This is a genomic window from Pantoea sp. C1E2, assembly GCF_056491465.1.
Window position 1 is genome coordinate 3853310 of the sequence record NZ_JBSZHT010000002.1, and the last position, 16341, is coordinate 3869650.

Below are 16341 nucleotides of genomic sequence, written 5' to 3' on the forward strand. Positions count from 1 at the left end.
AAAAAAAGCAACCCCATACCACCAATTTAAACTTGTTCAATAAAAACAACAGGTTGCTGGGTGTATTTCTTTTTGATGCCTATGTAAACCTCAGCTGAAAGGAAAGCTTATCTGATGCGTCCTCACATAAGTCAAATACTGCCGCTCAGGTTGAGTAAGAGAGGAATTATCTTCTAATTGATTTTAATAATATGGAATTAAACTGTTAATCTCCATTTTGGGTAACTGCTTTTATATTGGGGATGCATTGAATTTCTCTTATACACTCAAGTATGAACATCTGATGGATAATTCTATGAATTTAAAAAATATTGTTATTGGCTCTTCCTTAATAGTTGCAAATGCTTGTGCCAATAAATCTGTTGATAATTCGAAATTTGAATATTATGAAAATACAAGTGTTAATCCTAGTGCCGAAATGGACCTATGGGGCATTAGTAAATCCGAACATCTACGATTCAAATCAATTATTAATGGACCTAAGGAATTCATTCCCCTTCTTTAGACCCATTAAGTGTATTGGGCATTGAAGCCCGCAACGACGCCGAACGCCGCCATTACGCCGAACTCTGGGTTAAACAGGAATACGAACGCACCGAAAAAGAGCTCAAATTCCAGCGCGAAGTTGATGCTGCCTGGAAACGCCTGATGCCCAACATGCTGCCGGTCAATATGGGCAACGCCGCAGGTATCGCGCATGACTCCGGTGGGCGGCTCGCGTTGTTCGTGCGCGAAACAGATTGCCAGCGCTGCGATGCGCGTCTCTCCGCCGAATAAGTCCGTGAACGCCGCATCACACAGAACCACGATGCAGGCCGCTGGATGCGCTACGGCAACGGTATCATGCCGGTCCTTCTCCAGCAGGGGGAAAGCGGATGGCATATTGCAGCGTTCTAACCATCGTTTTATTGTTGAGTGCCGCCAGCTCTATGGCGTCAACCAGCATGCAAAGCGTGCCGTCGGGCTATCAGAAAGTCGCTCTGCAGCACGGTGTTCCAGCTGATCGCTCTACTCACTGGCGCTTACTGAGTCGTCACGCAAACTGCCACACGGTACGCGCCCGTGGCCCTGGACAATCAAAGTCGCGGGTAAAGCTGGACTTTGTGCGCTGTCGTCAGCAGGCAAGCCGCATTGGCGACGCGGCAGATTAAGAATTAATCTAATGCATTGATTTTTCGATTAAAACAAGTTAGTTCATGTAAGTTAAAACAGCTTTAACTTAGGGATCAACAATATTATGAATTAATACAGCCGACCTGAATGACTATCTTGATCGAAAAGCGTAGGTTCACAATTTTTTAAACGATGACAGTGTACTAAGCAAACGTACTGTGTTAATAAATAGTCACTAGGTCAACGGCATAACATTGCTCCCTTTAGTTTCAGGTTGCTGGATGTTAGGAAGATCCGCTAACAAATTCATGATTTTTCTTAAAGAGTTGCCCTAGCTAAGGCTAGCATTCAAGGAGGATTTATGTGTAGCTTTTCGCTATAACCAGTTGTCGTTTACTAAAAACCCTCCAATATCAAAATCACTCATAAAAAAACAAAGCGTTAATTTTTTAATTTAAATGGAGAAGGATATTTTCAAAATTGTGGTTCAAAGAATTTTGATAGTTCAGTGCCACATATTTAAAAATCCTCTTAAGCATTGGTTGCAGAATTATATCAATGTTTCTCTAATTCAACACTAAAGTTAGATGAAATGAGCTAAGGCAGTAACTAAAAGTAATGTAAGAAACTTTAGCCATTACCTGAAGAAATTACAAAAAATTCTCATTAGGAAAATACAGTATGGACATGAGTTTCGGATTTCCATGTGAATATTATTACAATCTATTCCGCACCAATATATTTGTGAGCGAGATTAATTCTACTAGATGCTTAACCAGCAATGTTTTTTGTGTGATCCAACCTTGCTCAGACTATTGAGAAGCTTGTCTAAATATGTGCTTTTAAATAATGAAAAATAGGAATGAAAAATGTTTACCATAACAAATGCCAGTAACGTAATTAGTTCAATCTATGGAAGTAAAAATAAAAACATTAACTTTGAATATATGTACTCTTTTTTGACTAGGAAAACTTCATACTTAACAAGAGAAATAGTACGAACTGATGGTATCGAAAAATCGAAGATAATAGAAACGTACATAGAGGCATTATCGTGGTTGATTGCTATAAGCCAGAAGCTTGAAATTGACCTTGAGTCTTCGTTCTTCAGTAAGTTTCCTACAATATGTCCTTATTGCATAAAGGCCCCATGTATTTGCTCGCAAACTCACAGGAAGCCTGAGTTTACATCAAATGCTAGAGCGATAAAAGAAGAATTATTTCAGAAGAAGAATTCTATTTACAGAGTCGGTCAAACTATGCCATATGCACCTGACATGATAAATAATATCTATCCATCAAATAAGAATATTTTTAATATATTTGGTGGTTTTTATCATTCATCTAGGCTGTTTGAGGAATTGGGCGAATTACATGAAGCTTACACAAAGCTCAATGAAGATAAGTTCTATAATAAAAATAATATAAATGATGAATTAGCCGATATTTTGGCATGGATGTTATCATTATGGGGGATAATTTTTAAGGAAATAGATTTAGGGGAGGCTATGGATAGCTACTACATTAATGGCTGCCCATCATGCAATAATAATGAATGCGTATGCGATAATTATTCAGGAAGGATAATTTCAACATCAGTTAGAAATGAAGCACTTTCAAAGATAAAGAATTTAATCAAAAATGAAATTAATATTACAAGTAAAGATCCAAGCCAGTCGGAACTATTATTGAAATTAGAATCATCAGTTCTTTCAATTGAAGATGCCATCAAGTCTGGTAGTGATTCTGATGCCAGAAGATCGGTTGCAGAGGTTGATAGCGCTCTAGCATACATCTTCCAAAGAAAGCCGGAAAAAACGCCTAACCAAAACGAACTTTATGGCGAACTAGATAAATCCAAGAAGATTGTTTGAATTTTAATTTATCACTAACTATTTCCCGCGATTCATTATGAATGGCGGGATTATTTAACTTAAGGCAAATAAATGAATCTTTCAGAAATCCCTCCTAGCATTTACGTTATGTCAGGTAGTTTATCAATAGCATTAATTTCATGCCTTTCTGCATATGTTTCCGCTGTATATAACAAAGAGAATAAAATATCTGATTTTAGACAAGAGTGGGCAAGTGAGTTAAGGGATGAATCTTCGAAATTAATATCAAAGCTAAATCAATTATCAGTTGTATCAGCTGTTTTTATGAATAAAAGTGAATCTAAATTGGCATTCAGCGGTATTGTAGTAAACATCTATGAACATATGCTAATGATTGTGCAATTAAAAGCAGAAATTAAAGAACTTTCTTCAAAAATAAGAATTAGGCTAAACCCTGAAAAGTTAAATGCTAAAGGGAGCATTGAAAATGCTGTAAGCACTAAAATGATAGAGATAAACTCTCTTATAAACGACTTTGCTCTTGATTACGAAAAAAACGAGATAATGAGTATCGATGTCGAAATACTTAACCTGGAAAATAAATTAGGTGAACTTATTAAAGAGAATTGGAAAATAGTGAAGTCAGGAGAGCCTGCTTATATTTTTGCTAAAAACCTTACCCTATGGGCATCTATCATAATGTTCATTTTCATAGTAGTGACAGCAGCTATCATTTCATTATCATTAGGTAATTCAACAAACTCATCTAACAAGGACACACTTTCTAAAAATATAGATAAAATTGAGATTGTCATTGAAAATCGATTTTACCATTTCCCTTGGCACTTTTGATGGTTTATGTTTAAGTGCTATAACTTAAAGCACTCTTTGCAAGTAAGATTTAAAACGTCTAGTCGATGGCACTAAGCGGGGGTGTCACACAGTGATAAATCTCTATAAACCTCAGGGTTACAGGTGCCCACAATAATATTTGCAACATTGACGGCATCGTGAAAAGCTCGCATTTGTGCGCTGCCGTCAACAGAGAATCCGCATTAGCTACGTGACAACTGTATATAATCACTGGATTTTTGATTGAACTCTTTATGCATTTTATACCCCTAATCTTATTCAAGTGGAAATTAAACGTAAAATGACACCATTAATATCTTTGGATTACCCTCCCTTGCTATATTGATTAGTTACTTTGTGCATATGTATAGCGTGAGCGTGAGCGTGAGAAAAAATAAAAGCTCCATAGCAATTGAGTTGGCTAAAGAAATAGACAGGAGCTCCCCTAACAAACTCCTCATTGAGTTTTTATTTTCATCAGCATTTAAATGTAGCACGATGCCATTCAGTGATATAGTTGTATTATTCAAGCATTATCACCCTTATATGGCCATAAAGGATCACTTAAAAGTAAAACGGCATGTCAAAGCATTTAAACTAAGATTTAGTAATGGATTGGTTCGCGTAGATTTAAATGACTAATGGGATTCAAGCAAGAAAATAAAAGAGATGAGAATGATGAATATGTCCTATATCCTTGCCTGTTACTTCACATCGGCAATTTTTATCAATAATTATTAGGGAGGTAACCCGCAAGCAAACATCGAAGTCTCCCTCCATTCAGGGAAGTTGCTTTGGATAATCATTGAAGGCATTTTTAATATAGGAGCTTCAGTTATTACTGGATATTTCACATTTATATTTTTACGCATTTGGCCAGCTACTGACATAATAGAGAACTCAGTGAGATATTTAAAACACAGTCATTATGATTAACTCACTTAATTCTTTTCATTACAGAATCAAAATCCATTCCATACGGATTTATCGTCCTAAAAGTTATGGAGTTTTTTCTTTCCTCCACTACCTGATACTGTTGATTTTTTCCTGTAGCCCTAAAGTCTTCTGGGTAATACTTTTTCATCCCCTCGCCCTTTTCAATTATTTCTTTTGGCATTTCCTTACCGTTCAATTGAACCATAATGGGGAATGATTTCATGTTATCAAGTGAAGTTATTATTTTATTATCATATCTTATCCACGTTCCTGCAGCATCACTATGATAAGTGACTTTCACTATGTTATCTGCACTCCCTCCTTTAATAATTAAATCTCCGGAGAAATTATATTTCCCATTAGAGAAGTATGACGTTACCCCTGTTACTCTTTCAGATAGTTCCCCATATCCATATTGATAATCGACTTGCCAGTCGCCAATCAAATTCCCACTAACTTCACTACTTGGTTCTGTTGGGTGTAAGTAATAATAAAGCCCTAAGCCATTTGAAAGAATAAAGCTCAAAGTAAGTGTTCTCTTCCAACTTGACAAAATAGACTTAAACATATTCATGACTGTCCCTTTTTAATTATTCAGAAACATATCTTATTTTAGGATGTATGTAATCCTCAGCGGTAACCATGATAGCAAAATATTATTGTTATGAGGGTGAATACATGAAAAGGTTATCTTCATCTAAGGCCAAAAGATCTGTTATGGGTACATTTTTAATATTCACATCATTTTTTCCGCAGCTTCAGAGCTCGACGAACTCGCCCCCACCCAACGTCTACTCGATTAAATCCAGCTACCCCGGGCCCGAACCGTCGCCGCGCAATCCGATCCCAAAAAACCGCCGCAGTTATCTTTTCGATTACAAAAAAACCAACGAAGACCTCAATACCATGCGTTCTGGCATCGACCGCTACACGCAGCCTTCGCGTGCGCAGCCGCTGGATTACGGCAAGGTCAGCGGCGATTACACGCGTGGCCGTCCGCTATGGCGATGGCTGCCGCGCAGATCAACGCGTTTAAAACGGCATCCGGCAATATCGATATTAGCGTTCTGTATCTGGTGTCCGTTGGGCTACTACTGTGCGAGCTGTTTCTCTGGGCAGCATGGGCGGCTGTGGATGTCTGGCATGGTTGGGCAAATACCAAAGTCAGGGATGCCGCGCTTGCCCTATTTGTTATCCGTTCTGTGGCTTTACTGATCGTCTGCATCTGGATAAGGACAGATTATCGATTGGTTGTGCTGCGAAAGGGGGGAGGAAAAATCTGTGCATCATTAAAGCGCGGTGATTGAAATGGGGGACTGTAATTGGATTTATGCTTGGAGATATTTCAAAACCCAGAAAAGCAAAAACCCAGCCATAAAGGCTGGGTTTTCAAAATGTTGGTGCCCGGACGCGGAATCGAACCACGGACACGGGGATTTTCAATCCCCTGCTCTACCGACTGAGCTATCCGGGCAACGGGGCGCATTAAACCCTACTCAGGCCGCACCGTCAAACGCTTTTCGGCAAAAATCCGCTGACTGCTGGCTTTTACAGCAACCTTCAGACCATCCGGTAAAAAATAAACGCAACTACCAACTTTAGTGGTGAATTTTTAACCGCACCCGCCGATAACCGATGTGACGACTAATACCAATAATAAGGTCCACCATGTTTAGTACTATTACATCGGGAATACTGTCACGCCTGGCGTGGCAGAAGCGCGCTCGCAGCAGCGCAACGCTCAGTTCGTTGCAGGATGCGATTGCGATGGTCGAATTCACGCCGGAAGGCAACATCCTCACCGCCAACGATCTGTTTCTGGAGCGAATGGGATATACGCTAAAGGAGATTGCAGGCCAGCATCACAGCATGTTCTGCACCGCAGATTTAGTCCAATCTCCGCAGTATCGCGATTTCTGGCGCCGCCTGAACCGTGGCGAAGGCTTTAGCGATAAATTCCTGCGCGTAGCCAAGCACAGCCGCCCTATCTGGCTGGAGGCTAACTATGTGCCGGTACAGGATCGCAGCGGTCGGGTCATCAAAATCGTTAAGCTGGCGAGTGATATCACCGCACGCATTATTGATGCGCAAGAGCAGCGATCCATGACTACCGCGATTGAGCGTTCGATGGCGGTCATCGCCTTCAACCTCAAAGGCGAAGTGCTGATGACCAATGACAATTTCCTCAAAACCATGGGTTATCGCAGTGATGAGGTGATTGGCGTACATCACAGTCAGTTCTGCCCGCCGCAGATGCGCAACAGTGACGAGTATCGCCGCTTCTGGCACAAGCTGAATCAGGGCGAATTTATCTCCGGCCAGTTTGAGCGCGTCAACAAGCTGGGTCGCACCGTGTGGCTGCGCGCCACTTATAACCCGGTGTTCAACGAAGCCGGCGAACTGTACAAAGTGGTGAAATTTGCCACCGATGTCACCGCGCAGGTAGAGAAGAACCATCTGGAACGCGAGGCGGCACAGCAGGCTTATCAAACCGCACTGCAAACCAGCGAGAGCACGCGCCTCGGTGCCACGGTCATTGAAAACAGTGTGCAAACCATCAATGAACTGGCGGGCGAGCTGCATGGCATCTCCGGCGATATCAGCAACCTCAGCGAATCCTCCGACCGCATAGGTGCGATTGTCGAGAGCATCCGCCGCATTGCCGATCAGACCAATCTGCTGGCACTCAATGCAGCAGTGGAAGCCGCGCGAGCGGGTCAGCACGGTCGCAGTTTTGCCGTGGTGGCTAACGAGGTGCGCACGCTGGCGGCAAACATCAACCGCGCAACTACCGAGATCGAGAATATGGTGCAGCATAACCATACTCTCGCCGAAAAAGCGTTAAAAGGCATCGAATCGAACCTGAAACGTGCCGATCATGGCGTCGTGTTAGCCAAAGAGGCGGGTGGCGTGATCTCTGAGATCCGCGGCAGCTCCAGCGAAGTGGTGCGCGCCATCAGTCATGTGGCTGAAGCCTTGAAAGAAGAGTAATTTTTCCTGTTCTCTCTTCTTCTATTGCACTGCTGTGACATAAAACTGTCATGGCAGTGCAGTAATCTAAGATAAATCCTAATCAATGCCAGAATAATTCTTATGCAGCTGCCTGATTTACGCGCAGGATTAACCTCCCTGTCGAGCCGTTCCCGTGCGCGTTCGCTGTGCATTGAGGTGCCGTTTGTCAGTCCAGCCATGGACAACACTGCGGTGATGGCATTGTTTACCGAACACAAAGATTTGATCGGATTGCCGGTGATCGAGAACGGTACGCCGTTTGGCATGATCAACCGCCATATCTTCCTGTCACAGATGACGCGTCCATTCTTCCGCGAACTCTATGACCGCAAAAGCTGCATCGCTTTTATGGATAAAGAGCCGCTGGTGATTGATGCCGATACCGAGCTGGATCAGGTGGCACATCAGGTGGTGGCGACCGGTGACAAATCGGTCACCGACGGTTTTATTCTGACCGAACAAGGCCGCTATATCGGTATCGGTTTGGGGATCGATTTGATCCGCACCGTCTCCGATTTGCAGGCGCAGCAGCATCAACAAATTTTGCAGAGCATCGATTATGCGCGCGTGATTCAGGACGCGATGCTTGATCGCTCAAAACAGCAAATGGCCCAGCAGCTCAATGACTGGTGCTTGCACTGGCAGCCGCGCGATGGTGTGGGCGGCGATTATTATGCATTCCATCAGGATGAACACGGCTGGTTGGCATTGATTGCCGACTGCACCGGCCACGGCATTCCGGGTGCCTTTATGACGGTGATCCTGCAATCCGCGCTGGAAAACGCGCTGCAGAAAAACCGTCGGGCACCGTCCGATCTGCTGCAATCACTGAATCGTCATATTAAACAAACCCTTGGGCAGCTCAATGCCACGCAGCAAACGTCGCTCTCCAACGACGGCTGTGATGCCATCGCGCTGCGCCTCGATACCGGCCAACATCAACTCAGCTGGGCCAGCGCACGTATGCATGCGCTGTTACATCCGGCCGCAGGCGAAGCGGAATCGCTGAAGGCAGATCGCGTCGGTGTGGGTTACACCGATACGCCGCATGATTACATCTGGCCGGAACACCAACGCACGCTGCATCCCGGCGATATGTTTTTGGTGATGACCGATGGCGTAACCGATCAACCTGGCGGTGAACGTCACATTATGTTTGGCAAAAAGCGCATTCAGACGCTGGTAACTCAATATCAAACCCTGCCGATGACCGAGCTGTCAGCGACCTTCGAGCGGGAATTTCTCAACTGGCAAGGCAACCAGCCGCGACGCGATGATGTCACCTGGTTTGGCTTCCGTTATTAATGAGCACCTTATGAACTCAGGTTCAACCGTTAGCCGCGTCCCGCCAGAAAGCGTGGCGCTGCACTATACTGGCTTCTTCTCGCCGCAGAACATCACCGCCATGGGCGAGGTGATTAAGGTCTTTCTGGAGAACCAGCAGGCGCCAGTAAAAGTGCGCCGCCGCTTGTTCTCCAGCTTTGTTGAAATCGTACAGAATATCCTGCGTTATTCGCAGGATAGCCGCGTGATGATCCACGCCGAGCAGGATTTTCGCTTCGGCACCGTCTCGCTGCGCGTAGAGGGTGACAATTACGTGCTGGAGAGCAGCAATCAGGTCGATGAAGTCGCCTGTGAGCAGCTGCGTTACTGGCTGGATTTGCTGCGCACCATGAGCAATGAAGAGATCAAACAGGCTTACCGTGTAGGTCTGCGAGCTGAGAGCCCTGCTACAAGCAAAGGGGCCAACATAGGATTACTGACGCTTGCCCGCGATGTCAGTGAACCGCTGGAGTATGAACTGCGTCCGCTGGAGTCCAGTGGTTACGCCACGTTTTGGCTCAAAGCCACCATTCACCAGGATTGAATTGTTTATGCAAAACCTTGTTATTGCTGCCACAGAAAGCACGCCTGAGGTCAATTTTGACTTCGAAGCTGGCCAGTTCTCCCTGCGCGGAGAATCCTGGCCGGAAAACGCCGCCGCCTTCTATCGCCCGTTGCTGGATGCGCTGGAAAGCTGGCAGCCCGCGCAAAGCGGCCAGATTGAAGCCAATATCGCCCTGCGCTATTTCAACAGCTCCAGCACCAAAATGCTGTTTAGCCTGTTTGATCTATTTAATCAGCTGGCGCAAAAAGGCCAGACGGTTGAACTCAACTGGTTCTTTGATGAAGAAGATGATGTGTCTGAAGAGTTCGGTCAGGAACTGGCGCTGGACTTTACCGATCTGCAGGTGAATCTGCGAGCGGAAATGGCCTCATGATGGACCTGAATGAGCTGTTCCGCGAAGAGAGCGAGGTGCTAACGCGCGCTCAGGATGTGGCGGCTCAGACCTCGCTCAGTGCAGACGATTATCGTGATGCGTTGCTGAACGTTAATCGCCACTATCAGCGCCTGATGCGCGAGACCTATCGTATGATCTCGCGCAGTGACCGCGCTGAACGCGAGCTGAACCGCGTCAATGAGCAGCTGCAACAACTGGCTCAGGAGCTGGAATACAAAGCCAGCCACGACCCACTCACTGCTGTCTGGAACCGCGGTGCCATCATTCAGCGTATTACTAATACGTTGAGCAATGGCCCGGCGGCGCTGATCATCCTCGATATTGATCACTTCAAGAAGATCAACGATGAGTTCGGTCATCCGATGGGCGATAAGGTGATTTGTGGCCTGGTGTCGCGTATTCAGGCTCACTGTCCGGAAGATGCCAGCATTGGTCGTATAGGCGGGGAAGAGTTTACCGTACTGCTGCCGCATTACCGTTTATCGGACGCGGTAATTGTCGCGGGCGCAGTGCATGCTTCGCTGAATGCTTCACCGCTGGCGGTGCTGCCGGGTCAACTGGTCACGGCCAGCCTCGGCGTCAGCTATGGCAAGCCAGGTTCCGATTTCGAAACCCTGTATAACAACGCCGATGCCGCGCTGTATGATGCGAAAAACCACGGCCGCAACCGGGTGTTCTTCCGCTAATAGAGCATTATTTTTAGCGCAGAGATCAGCAATACCGCGTTATCAGCTTCGCGCGAGAAACCGCACCGTTACGTTGGGTGCGGTCTCGCGCAAATTAATTTTTCTGCGCCGTTTCCACCGGTGGTTCAGATGATGGTGGCAGGAAGATGTGATCGAGAATATTGCGCATCAACGGTGCTGCCGTCACCCCTTCACTGCCGCCGTTTTCCAGAATCAACGCCACCGCCACTTTTGGATCATTAAACGGTGCAAACGCGGTATAGAAAATGTGGTCACGCAGGCGCGTCGGGATCATTTTCGCGTTGTAGACCTGATTCTGCTTCAAGCTAAACACCTGAGATGTACCCGACTTGGCCGCTATGCCGTAAGGCGCGGTGTGGAAGTACTTATAGCCAGTACCGTTTGGCGCATTGGCCATGCCGAACATCGCGTGACGCACCAGCGACCAGTACGGTGATTTTGGATCGCCAATTTGCGGCTGTGGCGCTTTTGGCTGATACAGCTGCTGTTCGGTGCCGCGCTGTGATTTCTCCAGCAGGTGCGGATTAATCACCCGGCCATTGTTGAGCAGCGCTACCAGCGCTTTCACCATCTGAATCGGCGTCGCAATCCAGTAACCCTGCCCGATACCTACTGATACCGTATCGCCCTGATACCACGCATGTTTGTGCACTTTCTGCTTCCATTCACGGCTCGGCAGCAATCCGGCATACTCTTCATTCAGATCGATACCCGTCGGTTTACCGTAGCCAAACTGGCTCAGCATGGTGTGAATACGATCGATACCCATCATAAACGCCACCTGGTAGAAGAAGCTGTCCGCCGACTCTTCAATCGCTTTGGTGACATCCAGCGTGCCGTGCCCCGATTTTTTCCAGTCGCGATATTTACGATCGGTGCCCGGTAGCGTCCAGGTCGGCGCGCCAAATATGGTGAAACTGGGGGTGATCACTTTGGTCAGCAGCGCGGACATCGCCATGTAAGGTTTAACCGTCGAAGCCGGTGGATACAGACCTTGCGTGACGCGGTTAATCAGCGGCAGGTTTTTGTCCTGGAGCAGGGTTTTATAGGCTTTGTAGCTGATACCTTTTACAAACGGATTCGGGTCATAGCTCGGCGCTGACACCATCGCCAGCACGCTGCCATCGCGCGGATCTTCAATCAAAGCCGCCGCACGTTGCCCCACCAGCTGGCTCTCCACATACTGCTGCAGATGCAGATCCAGCGTCAGATAGACGTTCTGTCCGGCTACCGGCGGTACCTCTTTCAGTACGCGCACAATGCGGCCGTGGTTATCTACTTCCACTTCCTGATAACCGGTTTTGCCGTGCAGCAGCGATTCGTAATAGCCTTCAATGCCCTGCTTACCAATGTTGTGGTCGGCTGCATAGTTTTCGCCCACACCTTCGGCATTCAGGCGTTTGAAATCGTTATCATTGATCTTGGAAACATAACCCACCACATGGGCTAAATCGGCCCCGTACGGATATTCACGATCCTGGTAAGTATCGATAGTGACACCGGAGAAACGGAACTGATTGACGGAGAAGCGCGCCACCTGCTCGTCGGTGAGTTCACCTTTCAGTTCGACCGGTTTGTAGCGGCTGTTTTGTTTGAGTTCATGCTCGAAAGTGTCGATCTCTTCTGGCGTCAGGTTGACGATCGGCGTCAGCTCTTTGAGCGTTTCCTGCATGTTGTCGATTTTATACGGCGTGATGAGGATGTCGTACCAGGTGACGTTACGCACCAGTGGAATGCCGTTGCGATCGTAAATCAAGCCACGCGTCGGCGCGATGGGGATCATTTTGATGTCGTTTTCGTTGGAGCGCGTCTGGTAATAGCTGTGCTGCTCCACCTGAATACGATACAGGTTAACGCCAAGAATGATGAAGCAGATGACGACCAGGGCAAAAGCGACAAGCGCGCGGCGGACAAACAGTTTCTCTTCGGCTTCGAAATTACGGAAATTCATCAGGGGGGCTTAGTCTCTTTGTTATCACGCTAATGATAAGCAGAGATTGTTTTAGAGCCAGCACGAAGATGCACAAGCCTGGGTAAAAGTGTGTCAGATGTTTACGAGGGGGAGAGATCGCCATAAATGGCGTGGTTAATTTCTCGCGGTGATGAATCAGGCCGCCATCAATGGCGACCTGACTGGCGAGTGCGTTTTACAAGATGCGCATTCTCGCGCACCTTGTAAACCTGAGAGAATTAATCCCCCAGCAGCACCGACTCCAGCGCGATCTTGATCATATCGTTGAAGGTCGTCTGGCGCTCAGCCGCAGTGGTCTGCTCGTGAGTACGGATATGATCCGATACGGTGCAGATGGTCAGCGCTTTAGCACCGAACTCCGCCGCCACGCCGTAGATACCGGCGGCTTCCATTTCCACACCGAGGATGCCGTACTTCTCCATTACGTCGAACATCTGCGGATCTGGCGTATAGAACAGGTCAGCAGAGAAGATGTTACCGACGCGTGCATCAACGCCCAGTGCTTTAGCCGCATCAACCGCGTTACGCACCATGTCGAAGTCAGCAATCGCTGCGAAGTCGTGATCTTTGAAACGCATACGGTTCACTTTGGAATCGGTGCAGGCACCCAGACCAATCACCACATCACGCAGTTTCACATCTGCACGCACCGCGCCGCAGGAACCGACACGGATGATTTTCTTCACGCCGAAATCGGTGATCAGCTCTTTGGTGTAGATCGAGCAGGATGGAATCCCCATGCCGTGACCCATGACCGAAATCTTACGACCTTTGTACGTCCCGGTGTAACCCAGCATGCCGCGCACGTTGTTCACTTCAACCGCGTCTTCCAGGAAGGTTTCTGCGATGTGCTTAGCGCGCAGCGGATCGCCCGGCATCAGCACCACGTCCGCGAAGTCACCCATTTCTGCATTAATATGAGGCGTTGCCATGGTTATTTTCCTTTTTAAAATTGGTGGGCTGTTTTACAGCAGGCTTTTACCGTAGTCCATGCTGGACAGGCCAAAATACTTCGCAATGGTCTGGCCGATATCCGCAAAGGTATCGCGATAACCCAGCGATCCCGGCTTCACTTTCGGACCATAAATCAAAATCGGAATGTGCTCGCGCGTATGCTCGGTGCCTTTCCAGCTTGGGTCACAACCGTGGTCGGCAGTGAGGATCAGAATATCACCCTCTTTCACCAGCTCCATCAGCTCCGGCAAGCGGCGGTCAAAGAACTCTAAACCGCCCGCATATCCGGCGATATCGCGACGATGGCCCCAGGTGGAGTCAAAATCAACGAAGTTAGTGAACACGATGGAGTTGTCCGGCGCCTTTTTCATCTGCTCGATGGTGGCGTTGAACAGCGCATCCAGACCGGTGGCTTTCACCTTCTGAGTAATGCCCTGCTCGGCGTAAATATCCGCAATTTTACCCACGGAGATCACTTCGCCGCCCTTCTCGTCCACCAACTTTTTCAGCATGGTCGGCGCAGGCGGTTCCACCGCCAGATCGTGACGGTTGCCGGTACGCTCGAAGTTGCCCGCTTTGTCGCCGACAAACGGACGCGCAATCACACGACCGATGTTGTAGCCACCGTTGGTCAGCTCTTCACGCGCGATTTCGCACAGCTCGTACAGACGATCCAGACCAAAGGTCTCTTCGTGGCAGGCAATCTGGAACACCGAGTCCGCCGAGGTGTAGAAAATCGGCTTGCCGGATTTCATGTGTTCTTCGCCCAACTGGTCGAGGATCACCGTACCGGATGAGTGACAGTTACCGAGATAGCCCGGCAGATTGGCGCGTTTCACCAGCACGTCGAGAAGTTCCTGCGGGAAGCTGTTCTCTTTGTCGCTGAAGTAGCCCCAGTCAAACAGCACCGGCACGCCGGCGATTTCCCAGTGGCCTGACGGCGTATCTTTACCGGATGACAACTCGCTGGCGTAAGCGTAGGCACCAATGATTTCGGCATTGGCGTCGAGGCCCGGCGGGAAGCGGCCGGTAGAGAGTTCTGCCGCTTTACCCAGACCGAGCGCGGTCAGGTTGGGCAGATGCAGCGGGCCTTCGCGACCTTCATTGGCGCGGCCTTCGAAGCACGCTTCGGCGATATGGCCGAGCGTATCCGATCCTTCATCACCGAATTTATCGGCGTCTTTGCTGGAGCCGATCCCGAAGGAGTCGAGAACCATAATAAAAGCACGTTTCATGCAAGTCTCCTGCGCAATGGCGCGATGACAAGTCAAAAAAAAGCGATCAGATCAGTATACCCGAACGGCCGCTGCCTGGCACGAAGAAGCGTTACTCGCTGACGCGGCGATACACCACTGGCGTCTCTGCGGGTGCACGGTCGCTCAAGGTAATTGCCGCTTTCACCGCTTCTGCCGCCTGCTGCCACTGTGCTTCCGAAGCAGCATGAATCACCGCCAGCGGGCGCTGCACGTCAATTTTGGTGCCGAGCGTGGTCATCTCGCTCAGGCCCACGCTGTAATCAATGCTGTCGCTGGCGCGCTGACGGCCACCGCCGAGCGATACCACCGCCATGCCCAGCGCACGCGTATCCATGGCGCTGACAATGCCGGCGCGATCGGCGTACACCGCTTTGCTCAGCATCGGCGCAGGCAGATAGCTGTCCATGCGCTCGATGAAATCCACCGGACCATTCTGCGCCGCCACCATGCGGGCAAAGACTTCCGCCGCTTTACCGTTATCCAGCACGTTCTGCAATTTCTGACGCGCTTCGGCGTCATTCTCTGCCAGCTTGCCGGAGATCAGCATTTCCGAGCACAGCGCCATCGTCACTTCCAGCAGACGTGGATTACGCGCCTCGCCGGTGAGGAACTGCACCGCTTCACGCACTTCCAGCGCGTTACCGGCGGTCGACGCCAGCACCTGATTCATGTCAGTCAGCAGCGCGGTAGTTTTGCAGCCCGCACCGTTCGCCACGCCAACAATCGCCTGCGCCAGATTTTCCGAGGCTTCAAAGGTCGGCATAAAAGCACCGGAGCCGACTTTAACATCCATCACTAATGCATCCAGACCTTCCGCCAGTTTCTTGGCGAGGATCGAGGCGGTGATCAGCGGGATGGAGTCAACGGTGGCGGTGATATCACGCGTGGCGTAGAAACGTTTATCGGCGGGGGCCAGTGAGTTGGTCTGGCCGATAATCGCGATGCCGACATCTTTGATGATCTGGCGGAAACGATCGTCGCTCGGGAAGATATCGAAACCGGGTATGGCTTCCAGCTTATCCAGCGTGCCGCCGGTGTGGCCGAGGCCACGTCCGGAGATCATCGGGACATAACCACCACACGCTGCCACCATCGGGCCGAGCATCAGCGAGGTCACATCGCCCACGCCGCCGGTGGAATGTTTATCAACAATCGGACCGTTGAGGTTCAGCGACTGCCAGTTCAGCACAGTGCCGGAATCGCGCATCGCCATGGTCAGCGCCACGCGCTCTTCCAGATTCATATCATGGAAATAGATGGTCATCGCCAGCGCGGCAATCTGACCTTCTGATACGCTGTTGTCGCGCACGCCATTGATGAAGAAGCGGATCTCCGCCTCGCTCAGTGGCAGGCCGTCGCGTTTTTTTCGAATTATTTCTTGTGGCAGGAACACGGTTGCCTCCCCGGGGGTGCTGTGAAAAC

At 48.6% G+C, this 16341-nt stretch carries 12 protein-coding genes, 1 tRNA gene and 3 pseudogenes; 10 read left to right on the top strand and 6 right to left on the bottom strand.

From position 1 onward, the window contains the following. Positions 1 to 295 precede the first annotated feature (295 nt). The 4 genes and pseudogenes from ACXI0A_RS18290 (at position 296) to ACXI0A_RS18305 (ending at position 3800) form a co-directional block, all read left to right on the top strand. Positions 296 to 897, top strand: a pseudogene (locus ACXI0A_RS18290) (TIGR03759 family integrating conjugative element protein). Between the two features lie 32 nt (positions 898 to 929). After that, positions 930 to 1090: pseudogene (locus ACXI0A_RS18295) on the top strand (lytic transglycosylase domain-containing protein); the annotation flags it as partial. 892 nt (positions 1091 to 1982) lie between these two features. Then, positions 1983 to 2987, top strand: a complete 1005-nt coding sequence (locus ACXI0A_RS18300) for a nucleoside triphosphate pyrophosphohydrolase family protein (protein WP_476150993.1) — start codon at positions 1983 to 1985, stop codon at positions 2985 to 2987. Positions 2988 to 3059: 72 nt separating this feature from the next. Next, complete coding sequence (locus ACXI0A_RS18305; RefSeq protein ID WP_476150992.1) at positions 3060 to 3800, top strand: hypothetical protein; 741 nt, start codon at positions 3060 to 3062, stop codon at positions 3798 to 3800. 937 nt (positions 3801 to 4737) lie between these two features. On the opposite strand, the gene ACXI0A_RS18310 is transcribed toward ACXI0A_RS18305, so the two are convergent. Continuing rightward, positions 4738 to 5310, bottom strand: a complete 573-nt coding sequence (locus ACXI0A_RS18310) for a hypothetical protein (protein WP_476150990.1) — start codon at positions 5308 to 5310, stop codon at positions 4738 to 4740. Between the two features lie 427 nt (positions 5311 to 5737). Between ACXI0A_RS18310 and ACXI0A_RS18315 the strand changes: the two are divergent. Next, positions 5738 to 5968 (top strand): annotated as a pseudogene (locus tag ACXI0A_RS18315) (TIGR03758 family integrating conjugative element protein); the annotation flags it as partial. 166 nt (positions 5969 to 6134) lie between these two features. Here the strand turns inward: ACXI0A_RS18315 and ACXI0A_RS18320 are convergent. Beyond that, positions 6135 to 6210 (bottom strand) — tRNA-Phe (locus ACXI0A_RS18320). Positions 6211 to 6404: 194 nt separating this feature from the next. Between ACXI0A_RS18320 and ACXI0A_RS18325 the strand changes: the two genes are divergently transcribed. The 5 genes from ACXI0A_RS18325 (at position 6405) to ACXI0A_RS18345 (ending at position 10716) form a co-directional block, all read left to right on the top strand. Continuing rightward, complete coding sequence (locus ACXI0A_RS18325; RefSeq protein WP_476150989.1) at positions 6405 to 7727, top strand: methyl-accepting chemotaxis protein; 1323 nt, start codon at positions 6405 to 6407, stop codon at positions 7725 to 7727. 102 nt (positions 7728 to 7829) lie between these two features. Next, the gene (locus tag ACXI0A_RS18330; protein ID WP_476150988.1) at positions 7830 to 9053 is read left to right on the top strand and encodes a SpoIIE family protein phosphatase; all 1224 of its coding nucleotides are present in this window, start codon (positions 7830 to 7832) and stop codon (positions 9051 to 9053) included. A 10-nt stretch (positions 9054 to 9063) separates the two neighbouring features. Continuing rightward, positions 9064 to 9615: a SiaB family protein kinase gene (locus ACXI0A_RS18335; RefSeq protein WP_224933852.1), complete on the top strand. Its 552-nt coding sequence runs from the start codon at positions 9064 to 9066 to the stop codon at positions 9613 to 9615. A gap of 7 nt (positions 9616 to 9622) precedes the next feature. Next, positions 9623 to 10009, top strand: a complete 387-nt coding sequence (locus tag ACXI0A_RS18340) for a SiaC family regulatory phosphoprotein (RefSeq protein ID WP_476150985.1) — start codon at positions 9623 to 9625, stop codon at positions 10007 to 10009. Further along, positions 10006 to 10716: a diguanylate cyclase gene (locus ACXI0A_RS18345; protein WP_476150983.1), complete on the top strand. Its 711-nt coding sequence runs from the start codon at positions 10006 to 10008 to the stop codon at positions 10714 to 10716. Before ACXI0A_RS18340 ends, ACXI0A_RS18345 begins: the two co-directional genes overlap by 4 nt. A 94-nt stretch (positions 10717 to 10810) precedes the next feature. Here ACXI0A_RS18345 and mrdA read toward each other — a convergent pair whose 3' ends face one another. The 4 genes from mrdA to deoA form a co-directional block, all read right to left on the bottom strand. Further along, positions 10811 to 12688, bottom strand: coding sequence for a penicillin-binding protein 2 (gene mrdA / locus ACXI0A_RS18350; protein ID WP_476150981.1), 1878 nt, complete (start codon positions 12686 to 12688; stop codon positions 10811 to 10813). A gap of 239 nt (positions 12689 to 12927) precedes the next feature. Next, positions 12928 to 13641, bottom strand: coding sequence for a purine-nucleoside phosphorylase (gene deoD / locus ACXI0A_RS18355; protein WP_034828492.1), 714 nt, complete (start codon positions 13639 to 13641; stop codon positions 12928 to 12930). Positions 13642 to 13674: 33 nt separating this feature from the next. Continuing rightward, entirely contained in the window at positions 13675 to 14898 is a 1224-nt protein-coding gene (deoB, locus tag ACXI0A_RS18360) for a phosphopentomutase (protein ID WP_476150979.1), read from the bottom strand. A gap of 91 nt (positions 14899 to 14989) precedes the next feature. After that, the gene (deoA, locus tag ACXI0A_RS18365) at positions 14990 to 16312 is read right to left on the bottom strand and encodes a thymidine phosphorylase (protein ID WP_476150977.1); all 1323 of its coding nucleotides are present in this window, start codon (positions 16310 to 16312) and stop codon (positions 14990 to 14992) included. Between the last annotated feature and the right edge of the window lie 29 nt (positions 16313 to 16341).